Origin of the sequence: Bacillus sp. V2I10 (assembly GCF_030817055.1) — a bacterium.
Taxonomy (GTDB): Bacteria; Bacillota; Bacilli; order Bacillales; family Bacillaceae; genus Bacillus_P.
In genome coordinates, this window is the sequence record NZ_JAUSYV010000001.1 from 3,751,494 (window position 1) to 3,768,741 (window position 17,248).

Sequence of the window (17,248 nt, forward strand, 5' to 3'; positions counted from 1 at the left end):
CATCACTTCCCTTGAAAGACTGGCTTGCGTTTTTCTTTAAATGCATGGATGCCTTCCTGATGATCCTCCGTTGAAATCATCAGGGTCTGGGCAATCCTTTCTTGCTCCAAGATCTCTTCAAGTGTTGAAACAGCTGAGGAATTAATGATTTTTTTCATCATCCCGTACGCTTTGATCGGACCTTGCGATAGCTTATGAGCATATGATACAGCTTCATCTTTCAGCTGTTCTAAAGGGACAACTTTATTTACGATGCCGTATTCAAGCGCCTGGTTTGCAGTGATTGGCTCTGCGTTGAAAAATAACTGCTTTGCTTTATAGGGACCGATGATGCGCGGAAGGAAGTACAAACCGCCTCCATCAGAAATGAGCCCTACCTGCGAAAAGCTCATGACAAATTTGCTGTCTTCCGCAGCCAGGATCTGATCGCATGCAAGGGCCAGATTAAAGGCAGCTCCTGCTGCAAATCCATGCACAGCTGCGATAATCGGTTTGTCTAATTCCTTAAAAGCTTTGATGCATTCGTTCAGGCGTCCAATATGATCATATACCTGCTTACCGTCTGCTTCACCCATTGTTTTCACATCTCCTCCGGCACTGAATGACCTTCCGGATCCGCTTAATACAACAACCCTCACGCTGTCATCCTGTTTAGCATTATTTAATTCATTTGTCAGGGCAAGAATCATATCAGCACTGAATGCATTCAATCTTTCAGGCCTGTTTAACGTTAAAAACAGGACATGTCCATTTTTTTCTACCAATAAATCACTCATCATAATTCCTCCTCAAAATTTATGTAATCAGCCAGCCGCCGTCTGCAAGCAAATCGGTGCCAGTCATATAAGACGCCTCGTGTGAAGCGGCAAACGCAATAATATTTGCAATTTCCTCAGGTCTTCCTACACGCTTTAGCGCTGTATTCCTTTTAATGGCTTGTGTAAATCTCTCATTTTGGAGACCTTTTTCAGTAAGAGGTGTTTCAATAAAACCAGGCGAGACCGAGTTGACTCTTATTCCGTGAGGGGCAAACTCATAGGCGAGCGCTCTCGTAAAATTGATCACAGCTGCTTTTGCTGAGCTGTAATGCGGAATTTCTGCTCCCGCTTTATGGCCAGAGAGAGAAGCTACATTCACGATGGCCCTGCACTCAGACTGAACCGCACTTTTTTTAGCCATATAGCCTCCAAGTGCTTTAGAAATAAGAAAGACACTTTTCAAATTCACATTTTGGACAAAATCCCACTGATCAGAAGTAGTATCCATAATTCTCGAATGAACAGAACCTCCTGCATTATTCACAAGCACATGCAAATTCCCGAATTCTTCTTTTACATAAGTAAGTAGAGAAGCTGCATCTTCTTCCTTCGTCACATCAGCTGTGAAAGGAAATGCCGCTTTTTCTTCCTGGTTCAGCTCATCAGCTGCAGATGTTAATTTCTCCTCATTTCTGCCAACCAAAATCACTTTGGCGCCTTCTAAGGTAAGTCTTCTTGCCGTTTCTTTGCCGATGCCGCTTCCGGCACCTGTTACGACGGCAATTTGCTGCTGAAATCTCATGTATTCACTTCCTTTCCCAGATTGTTCAGATGCTGGTGATGGCCTTGCCGATGTTCACAAGCTCATCCCCCTTCAGGATTGGGACTACATCAAAACAGCTGCGCCTGCTGATAAACTGAATTTCCTCTCCAAAACCGTATCTCTCCAGCATTTTTCCTACTCTTGACTGAGAAAGCACTTGAAAAGGATCCTGGTGATTGCCTTCGTAAAATAATTTGGCTGTTCTTGCAGAGTCGCTTAAATCCCAGTCAGTCAGAGAGGTCAGCAGATCAATCAAATATCCCGCACCATAGAAATCTTCTAAACTAAAATGACCGGACGACCCGGAACAGACAATCACAATCGTTTCATTCGCATTTTCAGCTATCAATTTTTCTGAAACAGCCCGCGCATTTAATAATGAACATGCAAATACCCTAAGTCCTGAGCTGCTTTTATGCACGGCAACCGTGCCGTTTGTAGTCGATAGAATCACCTTTTTTCCGGCGGCAGCATCCTTAAGTGCGGACGGATTCGGATCAAGAAACCCTTCGATGGTCTTCCCTTCATACTCACCGACGAGAATGTATTCATCCTTGTTTAACCGTTTGGCACGTTCATTTGCTTGCTGCCCATCCAGAACAGGAATAACTGACCGGGCACCGTGATGCAGAACAGTTGTAATAGCTGATGTTGCAAGCAGAACGTCGAAGACGACAGCGATTTTGTTTTCCATTTTTACAGAATCAATCTCTTCTTTTCTTGTAACAACATGAATTTTTCCCATCATGACTCCTTATGTGCCATGCGAAGGGCATGCTGAATGAGGATTTGCGTAAATGGCCCGAAACGGGCAAAACGCTGATCATTAGTCTGGCCTTTTTTGTAGCGATAGTAGATTTGCTGACAAATTACCGCCAGTTTAAACGTTGCGAATGTTGTGTAATAGTGAATATTTGTAACATCTCTCCCGCTTTTCCTCGCATAGCTCTCTATAAACTGATCTCTTGTATAGAACTTCCCGTTTGTTGTGATTGAAGGTCTGCCCATTCCTTTTTTAAGAGGTTCAGGATCATCCTTCTCCATCCAGTAGCTCATGGCAGCGCCAAGGTCTGCAAGCGGATCTCCGATCGTTGTCATCTCCCAGTCAAACAATCCCGTCATTTCTTTCAGATTTTGAGAGAACAAGGCATTATTGAATTTAAAGTCATAATGAATGACAGCTGGCTCTCCTGAAACGGGCAAATTCGCCTGCAGCCACTTTGTCAGCAGCTCAACTTCAAAGATTTCGTCTGTTTTTGCCTTGTGATATCTGCCAATCCATCCGCGCACCTGCCTTTCCATGAATCCCTCAGGCTTGCTCAATGTTTCGAGCGCCGTTCCTTTGTAAGGAACATCATGAAGCTTTACAAGCGTATCAACCATGACTTCGGAAAGAGAATGGCCTATTTCAACCGTACATTCACTATTTTCAGGCAGTTCTGTATCGACAAGAACACCGTGCCGTCTTTCCATCACAAAGAACGTACTGCCTGTCACGGAATCATCACCGCTGAAAAAATATGGCTTTGGAGCTAGTGGAAAGAGAGGATTCAGATCTTTCAGGATTTTATACTCTCTTTCCATATCATGAGCTTTAGGCGCCACTGGTCCGAGCGGCGGCCGTCTTAAAACAGCCTCCCACTCTCCTATTCTCAGGGCATAGGTTAAATTTGAAGCGCCGGTCCCAAATTGTTCAATATGTAAAGTACCAGCAGGAAGCGAAGGGATTTCTGCTCGTAAACACTCTTCAAGAATCTGGGCATTGAGCTCTTCCCCGGTGCGGACAGGTATAATTTGAGACATCGTATCACCTCTTTATTTAAATATTCAGATTTTTATTTCCGCAGCAAACCTCTTCAATTGATCTTTAAGCTCTTCAGACATCCATTCCGTTTCCTGTGTCTTAAAATTGAATGTTACAATAACAGCTTCTCCTTCTGCAATTAGGCGTCCCGATTGCTCTTCAGTGATTTCATGGGAAACAGTGAAGCTTTTTGAGCCGATTTTCTGAACTGCGGTTTTAATAATTAAATGATTGTTGAAATAAGCCTGACCGCGGAAATCACATGTTGCGCGTGCTAATATAAATGGCCAGTCTCCAGAAGTCATTGTATAGCCAAGAGCTTCAAAAAATTGAACGCGCGCATCCTCTAAATAGATAAAGTAGCTTGTATTATTCACATGACCCAGCGCATCTGTCTCACAAAATCGCACTCTTATTTTTGCTTCGTGCATGGATCACCCCATCTCCTTATTTATGGCTGAACGCTGGTTTTCTTTTTTCAATAAAAGCCTGCACGCCTTCTTTAATATCTTCTGTCTGAAACACCTCTTCAAACAAACCGGCTTCAAGGTCAAGACCTTCCTCCAGAGTGCTGTTTAAACCTTGATCGACTGCTTTCTTAATTTTTGAGAGAGCAGGCAGAGAATGACGGCTGATGCGGTTTGCAAGCTCCAGCGCTTTTTGAAGTCCTTCCCCTTTAGGAACAACATAGGATACAAGTCCTAACCTTTTCGCTTCTTCTGCCTCGATTGGGTCGCCAGTGAACATCATTTCTTTTGCTTTTGCATCGCCCACAATTCTTGGCAGTCTTTGCGTTCCGCCTCCGCCCGGGAATAAACCAAGCTTAATTTCAGGCAGCCCGATTTGAGCATGCTCTTCTGCAATTCTAAGATCACATGTTAACGCAAGCTCACATCCGCCTCCAAACGTTAACCCGTTTAAAACAGCGATTGTAGGCTTTGGAAACTGATCAATTTCATTTAAAAATGCGTGTCCTTCAAGGAAATTTGCTTTGATGCCTTTTTTCCCGATCAGCTGCGGAAATTCCTTAATATCTGCTCCGGCCATGAAAGCCCGCTCGCCCGCACCTGTTAAAATAACGGCGACAACCTCACTGTCCTCTTTCAATGCCCGAAAGCATTCTTTCAGTTCCCTAGTTACTTGCTGATTCATGACGTTCAAAGGAGGATTGTTAATTGTGACAATCGCAATTGATCCATTTTTTTCTGAAGTGACCACAGAGTTCATCATTTTTTCACCTCTTCTTTTTGATACTCATACCAGCCTTTGCCCGTTTTTCTGCCAAGCTCGCCTTGCCTTACCTTTTGCTCAATGCAGGCAAACGGTTTATCTGCAGGATCTCCCGACTCTGCAAACCTCTGCTGCATAACGTAATAGCCAACATCTATGCCGGATAAGTCCATTAATTCAAACGGACCGATTGGATGGTTTAAAGCTTTGCGGCAGATAATGTCAATATCTTCATAGCTTGCATATCCCTCTTCATATAGGAAAACCGCTTCCCTTTGAAGTGCTCCTAAAATGCGATTGGCGATAAATCCTGAAATTTCTTTCTTCAAAAGCACAGCGGTGCGGTTGATTGTTTTGCAGACTTCCATTGTTAACTCGGCAGTTTCACTTGAAGTCTGCTCACTCATAACAACCTCTACACAATCCATGACAAGCGGAGGGAAAAAGAAATGCATGTTCACGACTTTGTCTTCCCGATTTGTCGCTGATGCGATCAGAGAATTGACAATCGTTGAGCTGTTTGAAGCCAAAATAGCATGAGGCTTCGCAAGCTGATCAAGCCTTGCAAAGAGTTCCCTCTTCACATCCAGTTTCTCTACTACAGCTTCAATAATAAAATCTGCATGACTTGCTGCCCGCTCAAGTGAAGATGTGAATTTCAGTCTTGCAAAAGCAGCCTGTTTCGCTTCTTCTGTCAGCTTGGATTTTTTCACCCATTTATCCATGATGGAATGCAGGGTCGACTCGGCTTTTTCTAAAGCGATTTCCTGAACATCCTGCAGGATGGTTTCATAGCCGCTAAGCGCGCACAGCATAGCTATTTGATGTCCCATTTGCCCTGCTCCAATGACCGAAATTTGCTGAATGTCCTCTTTTTTCATGATTATCCTCCCTCAATGACTACTAACCAGTCGGTATGTTTCAGGCGAAGAAATTCCCGGTCACCCGAAAATCCCTTTACATATTTAGTCCTTCAAGCACCATTTTCAGAAAAATTTCCGATACTTCACGATCAGATACCCGGCCGTTCGGATCAAACCAGAAGTAACTCCAGTTCGTCATACCCAATATCCCGAATGTGACAATATCTATCGGCAGATCTGAACGGAATTCTCCGGCAGCAATTCCCGCTTCAATAATCTGCTGAATCTTCACTCTGAAAAGATCTCTTTTGGCTACTACTTCCGCCATATCCTCTTCACTTAAATTTCTCATTTCCCTGAAGAAGACCTTCGCGCTTAATCCTTCTTTTTCGATGTCATGAATCAGCATATAAACAATTTCATGTAGCTTATCTTTGTACATTTTTTCATTATCCTGGATGATTTCTTCCTGTTTTCGCAGAAGATCGTCAATGTACTTTAAGTGAATCGCCATTAACAGCTCTGTTTTGCTTTTGTAGTAATAATAAAAGGTGCCTTTAGTTACCCTCAGGCTGTCAACAATATCCTGTATGGATGTTTCTTTAAATCCTTTTTCTCCGAATAGCTGTATGCTTTGCTGTATGATTTTTTCTTTCATTATGCCTAATCCTCTCTCGCCTAGATTAAAGAGATTATACCATAAGCCCTATAAAGAGATTCATAGATTATTTGCTTTAGATTTACCTTTTAACAACTTCTTCTCTGAGAGCCCTGCGCAATATTTTGCCGACGCTCGTTTTCGGCAGCTGATCTCGGAACTCGATGATGGCAGGCACTTTATAAGATGCCAATTGGCTGCGGCAAAATGAAATGATTTCCTCTTCTGTTGCACTTTTTCCTGATTTTAATACAGCAAAGGCCTTAACCGTCTCTCCGCGGTAAGGATCCGGAACGCCTATGACAACTGCCTCTTGGATTGCATCATGTTCGTATAAAACCTCTTCGATATCTCTCGGGTAGACATTGTATCCGCTGGCAATGATCATATCCTTTTTGCGGTCGGCAATATACAAATATCCTTCCTTGTCCACCTTTGCAATATCACCGGTAAAGAGCCAGCCGTCACGAATTGTATTGGCTGTTTCCTCAGGCATATTCCAGTATCCTTTCATCACCTGAGGGCCTTTTATGATCACTTCCCCGAGAGTCCCTGCAGGAACCTCTTCTTTTCCAGCTGCAACATCAACAATTTTATAAGCTGTTCCCGGAACACCGATTCCTACACTTCCCGGTTTCCGCTCTCCAAACGGAGGATTGCAGTGCGTCGTCGGCGCCGCTTCGGATAAACCGTATCCTTCTAAAATCTTTGCTCCTGTTTTCCGTTCAAATTCTTTTAACAGCTCAACAGGCATTGGCGCGCTGCCGCTGTTGCAGATCCGGATGCTGCTGATTCCGTATTCTTCGGCCTTGGGATGGTTTGTGATCGCAACATACATGGTCGGAACTCCCGGAAAAATAGTAGGCTGTTCTCGTTTTATCGTCTGCATGACTTCTTCAAGTTCAAAACGGGGCATCAAGATCATAGAGTTGCCGCGAAGAATCGTTAAGTTCATGCAGGATGTCATCCCAAACACATGAAATAGCGGAATAACGGTTAAACAGCGCTCTGCCCCAGACTGTACTTCATTCTTAAAGAATTCATAGGATTGATAAATGTTTGCCATTAAGTTGCGGTGTGTGAGCATTGCCCCTTTGGAGCGGCCCGTCGTTCCGCCTGTGTATTGAAGGACGGCAATATCATGCTCTGGCTCAATCTGCACAGGCAGCACTTCCCCGGTCCCCATGCCCAGAAACTGCTGAAACGTATGATCTTCTGCATCAGGAGTGATTTCTTCCTGGAGGCTGACTGTTATGACTTGCTTTAAGTTTGTACTTCCTTTAACCGCTTTTACTCTTGGATAAAGCGCATCAAAAACGACGATGGTTTCAGCTCCTGAATCATTCAGAATATAATCGAGTTCACGTTCAACAAGCATCGGGTTTACCTGCGTGATAATCGCACCAGCTTTTAATGCGCCGTAGTAAGCGACAACATACTGCGGGCAATTCGGAAGCATAATTGCCACTCTGTCACCTTTTCTAATACCCTTTTTCTGAAGAGCAGATGCGAAGGCAATGACCATTCCTGCAACTTCCTGATAAGAAATGGATTTCCCGCAAAATGAAATTGCCTCTTTTTCACCATATTTATGAACGGTTTCCTCAAACATTTGCGGAATGGAAATGTAAGGTATGTCAAAATCATGATGTACATGCTCCGGGTACGTTGCAAGCCATTTATCCAATTACAGGTTCCTCCTTTATGGTTAGGCTCTTTTCAGAGAACTGTCAGTAAATTAAAACAGCATTTCCAAAAAGCCAATGATTAAAAGGTAATCGTTCCGCCATCTACAAGCAGCGTGGCTGCCGTCACATAAGAAGCATCATCACTTGCCAGAAACAGGACGGCCTTGGCAATTTCCTCAGGCTGGCCGATTCTTGCAAGAGCATTCGATTTCGAGTAGATCTCCCATCTTCTCTCATCATTGCGCCATTCATCAATAATGGAAGTATCAATCACGCCTGGAGCAATCGCATTTACCCGAATGTTTTCTTTTCCATAATCAAGGGCCGCATTTTTTGTCAGAGCAATGACACCTGCTTTTGATGCGTTGTAAGGAGCCAACCGTTTTTTCCCTTTCATTCCAAGCACACTGGAAGTATTGATAATCGAGCCTCCGCCGCTTCGTATCATGAATGGAACTGCATATTTGATTCCCAAGAAAACACCTTTAAGATTAATATCAACGACCCTGTCCCATTCCTCAGTTTCCATCTCGCTTATTTTCACGCTCTGATTAGAAACACCTGCATTGTTGAAAAGAATATCAAGTGCACCGTATTCATTTACAGCTGAGTTCATCAATGCCTGAACATCATCTGGGTTTGTCACATCCGTTTTAACAAAAAGGCATGGCAGGTTTTTCTCTCTGATTTCATGAGCCGTTTTTTCTCCTGCTTCACTGTTATAATCGCCGATAACTACCTTCGCACCCTGTTCGGCAAACAGCATGGCAGTTGCTTTGCCTATGCCGCCTGCTCCCCCTGTAATTACAGCAACTTTGCCGGCAAGTCTCATCAATCAGTCTCTCTTTCTATAATTGTTGCAATTCCCTGGCCGCCTCCAATACACGCTGTGATCAGGGCATAGCGTCCTCCTGAGCGCTTCAGCTCATAGATGGCCTTTGTCATCAAAATGGCACCTGTTGCCCCAAGCGGATGGCCGTGGGCAATCGCGCCCCCGTTTACGTTCAGCTTGCTGTGATCAAAATTCAGTTCCCGGTCGCATGCTAAGACTTGTGCCGCAAATGCTTCATTCAGTTCAACGATGTCCATATCCGCCAGTGATAAATTTGCTCTCTCAAGCACTTTTTTCACAGCTGGAACTGGGCCGATTCCCATAATATTCGGATCGACGCCTGCAACGGCATAATGCTTTACTGTGCATAGCGGCATCAAGCCAAGTTCCAAAGCTTTTTCACGTGACATGATAACAACTGCTGATGCAGCATCATTCAGACCAGAGCTGCTTCCGGCAGTAACAGTGCCGTCTTCTTTAAAAGCTGGACCCAGTGCTTTTAAACCTTCAATCGTTGTATTTGGACGGGGATGTTCATCTGCTTTGAACAGGATAGGGTCTCCTTTTCTCTGACGGATTTCAACAGGAACAATCTGCTCGTCAAATCTTCCCTCTGCGACAGCTGCCGCCATTCTCTGCTGGCTGCGGAGAGCAAATTCATCTTGTTCCGCGCGGCTGATCTCATATTTGGAAACCAGATTTTCCGCTGTTATTCCCATTGGAGGATTCCCGATTTCTTTCGGAGACAGCACTGCTGACTTAAATCTCGGCGGTGCCGGACTGAATGCTTTTTTCGGTTTTTCCATTAAATAAGGAGCGAGAGACATGCTTTCAGTGCCCCCTGCTATATAGATATCACCATCACCTGCTTTGATCGCCTGTGCTGCTAGATTCACAGCATTAATCCCCGAGCCGCATTGACGGTCAACTGTCAGCCCCGGTATATCAAGTGATAGTCCCGTGGACAAGGCTGTTAATCTTGCAATATTTCCTCCGCCTGAGAGGACATTTCCAAAAATGACATCATCGATCATGTCTGCTGATATCTTTGCTCTGTTCATTGCCTCTTTTATTACAATGGCCCCAAATTCATTGGCTTCCATTGATGAAAGTGCACCGCCTTGTCTCCCAATTGGGGTTCTGACAGCAGCTACGATGACCGGATCACGATTCATTTAACTTACCCCTTTCTTACATGGCATGTGTTCCGCCGTCTACGACGAGAACATCACCTGTGATAAAATCAGAAGCTTTGGCCGCCAAAAACAGGGCAGCGCCTTTTAAATCCTGATCTGTTCCGAATCGTTTAAGCGGTGTGATATTCAGGAAATGATCTTTCCCGTTTTCTATGATCACCTGAGACATTTTAGTAGGAAAAAAACCGGGTGCAATGGCATTCACATTAATGTTGTACTGTCCCCACTTCACAGCCAGGTCCTTTGTAAAAGTGATGACAGCGCCCTTGCTTGTGTTGTAGGCAATGGTATCCATATAGCGAGGGTCTGTTCCGCCAAGTCCTGCAACAGAGGCGATATTAATGATTTTCCCGCTCTTTTGCTTGATCATTTGTTTGCCGGCTTCCTGGGACATTAGAAATGTGCCGGTAACATTCACATTCATAACCTTATTCCACGCCTCAAGCGGCATTTCCTGAACAGGTGCACCCCATGTTGCTCCGCTGTTATTGACTAAAATATCAATCTTTCCAAACTTTTCGATTGTAGTTTTTACAACATTTTTTACATCTTCACTATTTGTCACATCACATGATAAAGCGATGGCTTTTACTCCATATTCCCTGCTTAAACGGGCAGCTGCATCTTCACAGGCTGCGGCTTTTCTGGAACAGAGGACAAGCGATGCGCCTGCCTGTGCAAATCCCTCAGCTATCTGCTCGCCAAGTCCTCGACCTCCGCCCGTGATGATAGCCACTTTATCTGTCAGATCAAACATTTCTTTCACATGCATACTACCCCTCCTTATACTGTCTGCAAATTCACATCGTATTTTTTCAGCTCAAGCCTTGCCAGCTGCGCACGATGCACTTCATCCGGTCCGTCAGCAATTCTCAAGGTTCTTGCACTTGCCCATTGAGCGGCAAGCGGAGTATCTTCGCTGACTCCAGCAGCACCGAATGCCTGAATGGCCCTGTCGATTACTTTCAGTGCCATATTCGGAGCAATGACTTTAATCATCGCGATTTCCGTTTTAGCCGCTTTATTTCCGACCGTATCCATCATGTAGGCCGCTTTTAAAGTCAGCAAGCGCGCCTGCTCAATTTCGATGCGGGAGTCTGCGATCCATTCTCTGATGACACCCTGGCTTGAAATCGGTTTGCCAAAAGCCTCTCTGTTTTGTACGCGCTTACATAATTCCTCAAGAGCTCGTTCTGCAGCCCCGATCAATCTCATGCAGTGATGAATCCTTCCCGGTCCAAGTCGGCCCTGGGCAATTTCAAATCCTCTTCCTTCACCGAGCAGCATATTAGAAGCCGGCACTCTTACGTTCTCAAATGTAATTTCCGCATGACCGTGAGGAGCGTGATCGTAGCCGAAAACAGGCAGCACTCTTTCAATCTTGACGCCTTCAGCATCAAGCGGCACTAAAATCATCGACTGCTGTTCATATTTAGGGGCTTGAAAATCGGATTTTCCCATCACAATCGCAATCTTGCAGCGGGGATCGCCGGCTCCTGAAGACCACCATTTTCTTCCGTTAATGACATATTCATCCCCGTCCCGGATGATGCTTGCTCCAATATTCGTCGCATCTGCTGAGGCAACATCAGGCTCAGTCATGGAAAAGCATGAACGGATTTCTCCGGTAAGAAGAGGCTTCAGCCATTTCTCTTTTTGTTCTTCTGTGCCGTAGCGCACAAGTACCTCCATGTTTCCTGTATCAGGTGCTGCACAGTTAAACACTTCAGGTGCAAGCAATGAGCGTCCCATAATTTCACAAAGCGGAGCATATTCTAAATTTGTAAGTCCTGCCCCGTACTCGCTCTCAGGCAAAAATAAATTCCATAATCCTCTTTCCTTTGCCTTGGTTTTCAGCTCTTCCATTATGGCCGGAATTTCAGACCATCTGGATTCCTGTGCATTTAATTGTTCTTCGTACTTTTTTTCATTTGGATAAACGAATTCTTCCATAAAAGATGCTACTCGTTTTTGTAAGTCAATCACTTTATCTGAGTAAGTAAAGTTCAACTAAATCACCCTTTCTAATAACTTACTAACCGGTTGGTATGTAAAGCTACTTCTATCATAATATGTAACTGGCAAAAAAGACAACCATTATTCTAAAAATTCTGCCAAATTAATTATTTTGCGCAGTTTTACCCTTTTGAAAAATACCTTTTCAATCCATTTATAAAGTGATATAATTCACTTGTTTTATGTGTAAATAACTAAAATGAAATGATGAAAATAGATGCTATTTTTAATTAAAGAAGGTGGGAATACAAATTGTCGCAATATGAAACACCCTTATTTACAGGATTAAAAGAGCATGCAAAAAAAGATCCTGTTCAATTCCATATCCCAGGACATAAAAAAGGTGCAGGAATTGATCCTGAATTCCGCTCTTTTATCGGGGACCCTGCTCTTTCCATAGATTTAATCAACATCGGACCTTTGGATGATCTTCATTCTCCAAAAGGAATGATCAAAAAAGCTCAAGACTTGGCAGCTGAAGCATTTGGAGCAGATTATACATTCTTCTCTGTACAGGGAACAAGCGGTGCGATCATGACAATGGTGATGGCTGTATGCGGACCTGGAGATAAAATCCTTGTTCCCCGCAATGTTCATAAGTCGGTTATGTCCGCTGTCGTTTTCTCTGGGGCTACACCAATCTTTATTCACCCTGAAATTGATAAAGAGCTTGGCATTTCACACGGCATTACAACTGAATCTGTTGAACATGCCCTTGAGCAGCATCCAGATGCAAAAGGACTGCTTGTCATCAACCCTACTTATTTCGGAGTCTCGGCTGATTTAAAGAAAATCGTTGAAATTGCCCATTCGTACAATGTCCCTGTTCTTGTCGATGAGGCTCATGGGGTTCATATACATTTTCATGAGGACCTCCCGATGTCAGCCATGCAGGCAGGTGCAGACATGGCGGCAACAAGTGTTCATAAGCTGGGCGGATCTATGACGCAAAGCTCTGTGTTAAACGTCCGCGAAGGATTGGTATCTGTTCAAAGAGTTCAAACTATCCTGAGCATGCTGACAACAACATCTACGTCATATCTGCTTTTAGCTTCGCTTGATGTAGCAAGAAAACGTTTGGCAACAGAAGGCCGCGAGCTCGTCGAACGGGCTATCCACCTTGCAGAGGATACACGCAGAAAGATTAATGAGATTGATAAAATCGAGTGCATCGGCGAGGAGATTGTCGGCACCAAAGCGGCATTTGATTACGATCCGACGAAGCTGATCATTTCCATAAAAGAGCTTGGCTTAAATGGCTATGATGTAGAAAAATGGCTGCGTGAAAACTATAATATTGAAGTTGAAATGTCAGATTTATATAACATTCTTTGCATCATTACACCGGGGGATTCTGAAAGAGAAACAGGCATTTTGGTTGAAGCGCTGCAGGCTCTGTCTTCAGAATTTATTGATGCATCTGCAGACTTGGTAAAACCGACTGTCATGCTGCCTGATATTCCTGTTTTAGCACTGACACCCCGTGATGCATTTTATGCGGAAACGGAAGTTGTCCCTTTCAGTGAATCAGCAGGACGCATCATTGCTGAGTTTATCATGGTTTATCCCCCAGGAATTCCAATTTTCATCCCTGGTGAAATCATATCTGAAGAAAATCTTGCATATGTGCGCAAGAACCTGGAAGTCGGTCTACCTGTACAAGGACCAGAAGATCCTGAGCTTAACTATTTGAGAGTGATTAAAGAGCATAAAGCAATCAGATAAAAGTAAAAAGGCGATTCTTTTATGAATCGTCTTTTTTGCGGTTATAAGAAACTGACTGCAGCATGAATAGTTTAGGCATCAGGGTATTCATCTAACAACAGGGATCGATCAAAAACAGTGTCTGAGATTAAATACATACTTTGCAGAGATAAATGGCTGTGTGGTCAGAAACCGAGCAGTAACAAATCAACAGTCAACAGTCGTATTTTCACCCCATTCTATCTGGAAAAATGCATATATGTTCGCTCTGAAATTCAGCAGACAGCTTTTCTTAGTCTCAGCTTTAAACAATTTATAACCATTATCCGGTGCAAGAAAAAAATAAAACAGCCGCCTTAATCGAAGTAGATTGAAAGAATGTTAATTGGATTTAACGCGAAGAATTACAAGGTGAGCGCGCAGAAACGAAGGGCAGACAAATCTAAAAAAAAATAAAAGCATGCAGGAAATCCCGCATGCTTTCATCTAGCTTCTATTTAAACCCCTTGAATAACTGTAATTTCTCTCTCGAGTACTTGGCAATCGCAGCTTGTGCACTTCCCATACAAAACACTGACCTTTTCGTCCTCAAAATGATCGATAGTACCATTGCATGTTTGACATACGATTGTTCCCATTTCCATACCCCTTTTTTGAGTGGATTAGCGCTTTAAGAATTATTGAAAGCGCTTAATACTTTGTAACTCTATAATAATATAACACATTTAATTCGTCAAGCCTAAATTGTATAACACATTTATGTATTTTCTATCAATTTATGTATCTTTCTTTTAGTATAAGCATATTAAAAAACTGGCTGAAATACGCCAGTTTTTTTCTTATTCATATTCGGTGGTCAATTGGACGGCTGGGATCACTTCTTTGAAGAAATCAGAGAGTTCTGATGCCTGCTGCAGGGTTTCAGTGCGAAATGTGTTCATGAGGAGTTCGAGGTCTTCGATATCAGACGAGTCAAGGAGAGCTGCTTTACCGGTTTGGAGACATATGACGAGCGGTTTGCCAAAAAACATGCTTGAGTATACAATGGCCAAATCATACCTCTTGTCACTTGAAGCAAATCCCACATACCTTACGTTAGCCTGCTCGGTATCATCATAAAACTTTTCTAAAGCGTTCATAATGGCCTCCTTCTGTTTTATTATCTGATTATTCAGATTAATTATACCCTACATTGTGTCTCAGCACAATTTTATTTCACCTTTATCTTGTCAGACTGTTTAAATATTTGTAAAATTTAATTTAATCAGTCAAAAATATTAGGAGTTGACAGGATGGCCTCTCACGCATTTATTAAATTAGTCGGCGGATCCATTAAACAGCATATAACGGTTGATGAAGTAATAGAGCTTTTTCACTATTACAAGGACATAACGAGTAAAACCGGCCAGCAATTAAACTTCGAATATGAAAGCTCTGCTTTTCCTTATGAATGTAAACAAGTGGATGGATATCTTTCCTTATCGTCAGAAGAACGAGGATATTCCAAAATGTATGTCGGAGTCAGTTCAGCCGGTAATGAGCAGCCTTCTTTTCTGCAAATCACCCTCCCCTCTGATTCAAAATACGGAGACAAGAATAAAGCAAATGAGTTTTCAAAGTTCCTTGCAAAAAAACTTAAAGGAGAACTAACATTATTTAACGGCAGAAAAATGTACTATTATAAAAGATGAAAGCGATCCTTATAGGACCGCTTTTTCATGAAATTTTTTCGATTGAATGGGGATCAGCTAATTCATATCCCTTAGCTTTTAATCCTTCTACAATCCCCTTTAATGCTTCGTTTGTCCATTCCCGGTCATGCATTAACAGATTCGCTCCATCTGTCAGGAACGGTGAATTGACCATAATGTCTGCAAGGGCATCTTTTGATTGATACGCCTTTTCCCAATCATAACCGTATGTCCAGTTCATCAAAATCATCTTTTCTTCCTCTGCAAGCTTCCGGCTTTCTTCTGTGTTGCTTCCGAATGGAGCACGGAAAAAACGAGGTCTTTCTCCAATTGTCGCTTCAACTAGATCATTCAGCCGAACGATTTCATTTCGCTGCTCTTCTGCAGAAAGATCTTTCAAATTAGCATGTGTCATCGTATGGTTGCCGATCGGAAACCCGAGGTTATGAATATCTTTCAATGTCATTTTCTCTTCATCTGTATCTAAGAAGTTGCCATTAACGAAAAAAATCGCATTTACACCAAGATCTTTTAGCGTATGAGCCATTTCCAGACTGTGTTTATCAGGAGCATCATCAATCGTAATCAGGACTGCCTTTGCATTGATATTTGCACTCAGAGGCTTAATTGTCCAATTCGCTGGATTTATCTTGTATTTAGGAAGTGCTTCTGGTTCAGCTGCTGTCTCCGCGCTTTCTTTTTCCTCTTTATCAGGTGCAGGCTCTTCTGGTGCCTTGTCACTCTTTTGTCCTTCCTTTTGCTTGTCCGCTTCTTCATGTTTCGCTGCTTGATTATCAGTTTGATCTGAGCTGCACGCTGCAAGTAAACAGACCGCAGCCAAGATGCAAAGCAAATGCTTCATTATGTATCCCCCAATCATTCTCCATTATTAGTATAATATAAGGCTGATTGCTGCACTATATAAAAAGAGGAATTAATTAACAAAGGTACCTGCTTACAGTGAATAATCCTGTATAAAAGAAAAAATCAAAAAACACTTTCTAGTTTGGGAGAAAGTGTTTTTGATTATGCTGACAGTGTTATTAAATAAACGTCCTAATGAGCAATAAGAATTCATCCTTGCATAAAAATGCCGCAGCTGAAGTTGCAGCCGTCACGAATAGAGCGATTTTTTTGGATTGTGAAAGAGATGCTGCCACAATATATGCTATGTACAGAAAGACCCCAAGCAAGATCAATTTAGCCTGCAGCGAATCTTTTTCAGAAATCCTTTCCACCAATAAATAACCGCCCCACATGAAACATTGCAGAAAAATAATCATTGGCCATTTCATCTTTACTCCCCTTCTTTTACTCAACCGCTTTATCCCCTATATTTAGGTTATGCGACATTCCTACTGTATATTTTTCATTTATGTAACAAATAGGTAACATTCAGGGGAATATTCGGAAAACATGATAGAATAGCATTAATTTAGCAAGACGGCACACTAAAACTGGGTAGTAAGTATTGGTTTTCATTCACAAATAGAGCGGTATGTTTAGACCATTTCATTTTAAAGAGGTGGGCAATATGGCAAAGTCGGTTATTGTCGCCTTCATCATGCCAGTATTTCTTCTATCATCTTGCAGTTTGAATTTCACTTCTGAGGCGATTAATCAGCCGGAACCGGAAGAAAGAAAGCTATTATTCTTCTCAGATGAACAGGATGAATATCAGGAATCCGTTTATTATGACGCACTCATCGATTTAAAAAGGGAATTCCCAGAAGAAATTGAAGGTTTGCAATTTATCGAGTCAAGTGCGGAAGAAAATTATCCGTATGATGTAGACAAATATCCTTCTCTTGTTGTTGTGGACGATAATCAGGTGATCTTCCAAATTGAAGGGCATGTAGGGAATAAAGAGGAGATTATTAATCCTGTCATTAAAGCTCTGTCAAAGAGCAGCGGACAGCGTTAAGTTTTTAAGGTGGTTCTATATAATTAGCCGCCTTTTTATTTTGTCAAAAAACCCCCTTAAT

General features: G+C 42.7%; 20 protein-coding genes. 3 read left to right on the top strand and 17 right to left on the bottom strand.

The features are described 5' to 3' along the window. Positions 1-2 precede the first annotated feature (2 nt). The 13 genes from QFZ72_RS18945 to QFZ72_RS19005 form a co-directional block, all read right to left on the bottom strand. Entirely contained in the window at positions 3-782 is a 780-nt protein-coding gene (locus QFZ72_RS18945) for an enoyl-CoA hydratase/isomerase family protein (protein WP_373464707.1), read from the bottom strand. Between the two features lie 13 nt (positions 783-795). Next, positions 796-1,560 carry an SDR family NAD(P)-dependent oxidoreductase gene (locus tag QFZ72_RS18950; RefSeq protein WP_307436366.1) on the bottom strand — a complete coding sequence of 255 codons (765 nt, stop codon included), beginning with the start codon at positions 1,558-1,560 and terminating at the stop codon, positions 796-798. Positions 1,561-1,585: 25 nt separating this feature from the next. Then, positions 1,586-2,326, bottom strand: a complete 741-nt coding sequence (locus tag QFZ72_RS18955) for a 2-phosphosulfolactate phosphatase (protein ID WP_307436369.1) — start codon at positions 2,324-2,326, stop codon at positions 1,586-1,588. Further along, complete coding sequence (locus QFZ72_RS18960; RefSeq protein ID WP_307436372.1) at positions 2,326-3,384, bottom strand: phosphotransferase family protein; 1,059 nt, start codon at positions 3,382-3,384, stop codon at positions 2,326-2,328. The genes QFZ72_RS18955 and QFZ72_RS18960 overlap by 1 nt, the downstream gene beginning before the upstream one ends. Before the next feature lie 24 nt (positions 3,385-3,408). Next, entirely contained in the window at positions 3,409-3,816 is a 408-nt protein-coding gene (locus QFZ72_RS18965) for an acyl-CoA thioesterase (protein WP_307436375.1), read from the bottom strand. Positions 3,817-3,832: 16 nt separating this feature from the next. Next, positions 3,833-4,615 carry an enoyl-CoA hydratase gene (locus QFZ72_RS18970; protein WP_307436377.1) on the bottom strand — a complete coding sequence of 261 codons (783 nt, stop codon included), beginning with the start codon at positions 4,613-4,615 and terminating at the stop codon, positions 3,833-3,835. Further along, positions 4,612-5,496, bottom strand: coding sequence for a 3-hydroxyacyl-CoA dehydrogenase family protein (locus QFZ72_RS18975; RefSeq protein WP_307436380.1), 885 nt, complete (start codon positions 5,494-5,496; stop codon positions 4,612-4,614). The genes QFZ72_RS18970 and QFZ72_RS18975 overlap by 4 nt, the downstream gene beginning before the upstream one ends. 76 nt (positions 5,497-5,572) lie before the next feature. Then, a complete protein-coding gene (locus QFZ72_RS18980) occupies positions 5,573-6,136 on the bottom strand; it encodes a TetR/AcrR family transcriptional regulator (RefSeq protein ID WP_307436382.1) in 564 nt (187 codons plus the stop codon). Positions 6,137-6,218: 82 nt separating this feature from the next. Continuing rightward, on the bottom strand, positions 6,219-7,823 hold the full coding sequence (locus tag QFZ72_RS18985) for a long-chain-fatty-acid--CoA ligase (protein WP_307436383.1): 1,605 nt from the start codon (positions 7,821-7,823) through the stop codon (positions 6,219-6,221). Between the two features lie 80 nt (positions 7,824-7,903). Continuing rightward, positions 7,904-8,656, bottom strand: coding sequence for an SDR family NAD(P)-dependent oxidoreductase (locus QFZ72_RS18990; protein ID WP_307439867.1), 753 nt, complete (start codon positions 8,654-8,656; stop codon positions 7,904-7,906). Beyond that, positions 8,656-9,831 carry a thiolase family protein gene (locus QFZ72_RS18995; RefSeq protein ID WP_307436386.1) on the bottom strand — a complete coding sequence of 392 codons (1,176 nt, stop codon included), beginning with the start codon at positions 9,829-9,831 and terminating at the stop codon, positions 8,656-8,658. The genes QFZ72_RS18990 and QFZ72_RS18995 overlap by 1 nt, the downstream gene beginning before the upstream one ends. 16 nt (positions 9,832-9,847) lie before the next feature. Then, positions 9,848-10,624 (bottom strand): SDR family oxidoreductase, encoded by a 777-nt coding sequence (locus QFZ72_RS19000; protein WP_307436388.1) that lies wholly within the window; start codon positions 10,622-10,624, stop codon positions 9,848-9,850. Positions 10,625-10,635: 11 nt separating this feature from the next. Continuing rightward, positions 10,636-11,862, bottom strand: coding sequence for an acyl-CoA dehydrogenase (locus QFZ72_RS19005; RefSeq protein ID WP_307436392.1), 1,227 nt, complete (start codon positions 11,860-11,862; stop codon positions 10,636-10,638). A gap of 258 nt (positions 11,863-12,120) precedes the next feature. On the opposite strand from QFZ72_RS19005, the gene QFZ72_RS19010 reads away from it, so the two are divergent. After that, entirely contained in the window at positions 12,121-13,593 is a 1,473-nt protein-coding gene (locus QFZ72_RS19010) for an aminotransferase class I/II-fold pyridoxal phosphate-dependent enzyme (protein ID WP_307436395.1), read from the top strand. 476 nt (positions 13,594-14,069) lie between these two features. Here the strand turns inward: QFZ72_RS19010 and QFZ72_RS19015 are convergent, their stop codons facing one another. Together QFZ72_RS19015 and QFZ72_RS19020 are read right to left on the bottom strand one after the other, a co-directional pair. Beyond that, positions 14,070-14,210 carry a GapA-binding peptide SR1P gene (locus tag QFZ72_RS19015; protein WP_083328358.1) on the bottom strand — a complete coding sequence of 47 codons (141 nt, stop codon included), beginning with the start codon at positions 14,208-14,210 and terminating at the stop codon, positions 14,070-14,072. Positions 14,211-14,411: 201 nt separating this feature from the next. Continuing rightward, positions 14,412-14,711 (bottom strand): DUF3055 domain-containing protein, encoded by a 300-nt coding sequence (locus tag QFZ72_RS19020; protein ID WP_307436398.1) that lies wholly within the window; start codon positions 14,709-14,711, stop codon positions 14,412-14,414. Positions 14,712-14,864: 153 nt separating this feature from the next. Here QFZ72_RS19020 and QFZ72_RS19025 point away from each other — a divergent pair, with 153 nt between their 5' ends. Continuing rightward, positions 14,865-15,263, top strand: coding sequence for a DUF1885 family protein (locus tag QFZ72_RS19025; RefSeq protein WP_307436401.1), 399 nt, complete (start codon positions 14,865-14,867; stop codon positions 15,261-15,263). A gap of 25 nt (positions 15,264-15,288) precedes the next feature. Here the strand turns inward: QFZ72_RS19025 and QFZ72_RS19030 are convergent, their stop codons facing one another. Together QFZ72_RS19030 and QFZ72_RS19035 are read right to left on the bottom strand one after the other, a co-directional pair. Continuing rightward, a complete protein-coding gene (locus tag QFZ72_RS19030; protein WP_307436404.1) occupies positions 15,289-16,125 on the bottom strand; it encodes a polysaccharide deacetylase family protein in 837 nt (278 codons plus the stop codon). Positions 16,126-16,306: 181 nt separating this feature from the next. Continuing rightward, complete coding sequence (locus tag QFZ72_RS19035; protein ID WP_307436406.1) at positions 16,307-16,558, bottom strand: hypothetical protein; 252 nt, start codon at positions 16,556-16,558, stop codon at positions 16,307-16,309. A 239-nt stretch (positions 16,559-16,797) separates the two neighbouring features. Here QFZ72_RS19035 and QFZ72_RS19040 point away from each other — a divergent pair, with 239 nt between their 5' ends. Next, entirely contained in the window at positions 16,798-17,187 is a 390-nt protein-coding gene (locus QFZ72_RS19040; protein WP_307436408.1) for a hypothetical protein, read from the top strand. Positions 17,188-17,248 lie beyond the last annotated feature (61 nt).

What these genes read in the sequence shown, in the direction of transcription:
- QFZ72_RS18950 (WP_307436366.1), bottom strand. Translation starts at nt 1,560, where the DNA reads ATGAGATTTCAGCAGCAAATTGCCGTCGTAACAGGTGCCGGAAGCGGC.
- QFZ72_RS18955 (WP_307436369.1), bottom strand. Translation starts at nt 2,326, where the DNA reads ATGGGAAAAATTCATGTTGTTACAAGAAAAGAAGAGATTGATTCTGTA.
- QFZ72_RS18960 (WP_307436372.1), bottom strand. Translation starts at nt 3,384, where the DNA reads ATGTCTCAAATTATACCTGTCCGCACCGGGGAAGAGCTCAATGCCCAG.
- QFZ72_RS18965 (WP_307436375.1), bottom strand. Translation starts at nt 3,816, where the DNA reads ATGCACGAAGCAAAAATAAGAGTGCGATTTTGTGAGACAGATGCGCTG.
- QFZ72_RS18970 (WP_307436377.1), bottom strand. Translation starts at nt 4,615, where the DNA reads ATGATGAACTCTGTGGTCACTTCAGAAAAAAATGGATCAATTGCGATT.
- QFZ72_RS18975 (WP_307436380.1), bottom strand. Translation starts at nt 5,496, where the DNA reads ATGAAAAAAGAGGACATTCAGCAAATTTCGGTCATTGGAGCAGGGCAA.
- QFZ72_RS18980 (WP_307436382.1), bottom strand. Translation starts at nt 6,136, where the DNA reads ATGAAAGAAAAAATCATACAGCAAAGCATACAGCTATTCGGAGAAAAA.
- QFZ72_RS18990 (WP_307439867.1), bottom strand. Translation starts at nt 8,656, where the DNA reads ATGAGACTTGCCGGCAAAGTTGCTGTAATTACAGGGGGAGCAGGCGGC.
- QFZ72_RS18995 (WP_307436386.1), bottom strand. Translation starts at nt 9,831, where the DNA reads ATGAATCGTGATCCGGTCATCGTAGCTGCTGTCAGAACCCCAATTGGG.
- QFZ72_RS19000 (WP_307436388.1), bottom strand. Translation starts at nt 10,624, where the DNA reads ATGCATGTGAAAGAAATGTTTGATCTGACAGATAAAGTGGCTATCATC.
- QFZ72_RS19015 (WP_083328358.1), bottom strand. Translation starts at nt 14,210, where the DNA reads ATGGGAACAATCGTATGTCAAACATGCAATGGTACTATCGATCATTTT.
- QFZ72_RS19020 (WP_307436398.1), bottom strand. Translation starts at nt 14,711, where the DNA reads ATGAACGCTTTAGAAAAGTTTTATGATGATACCGAGCAGGCTAACGTA.
- QFZ72_RS19025 (WP_307436401.1), top strand. Translation starts at nt 14,865, where the DNA reads ATGGCCTCTCACGCATTTATTAAATTAGTCGGCGGATCCATTAAACAG.
- QFZ72_RS19030 (WP_307436404.1), bottom strand. Translation starts at nt 16,125, where the DNA reads ATGAAGCATTTGCTTTGCATCTTGGCTGCGGTCTGTTTACTTGCAGCG.
- QFZ72_RS19035 (WP_307436406.1), bottom strand. Translation starts at nt 16,558, where the DNA reads ATGAAATGGCCAATGATTATTTTTCTGCAATGTTTCATGTGGGGCGGT.
- QFZ72_RS19040 (WP_307436408.1), top strand. Translation starts at nt 16,798, where the DNA reads ATGGCAAAGTCGGTTATTGTCGCCTTCATCATGCCAGTATTTCTTCTA.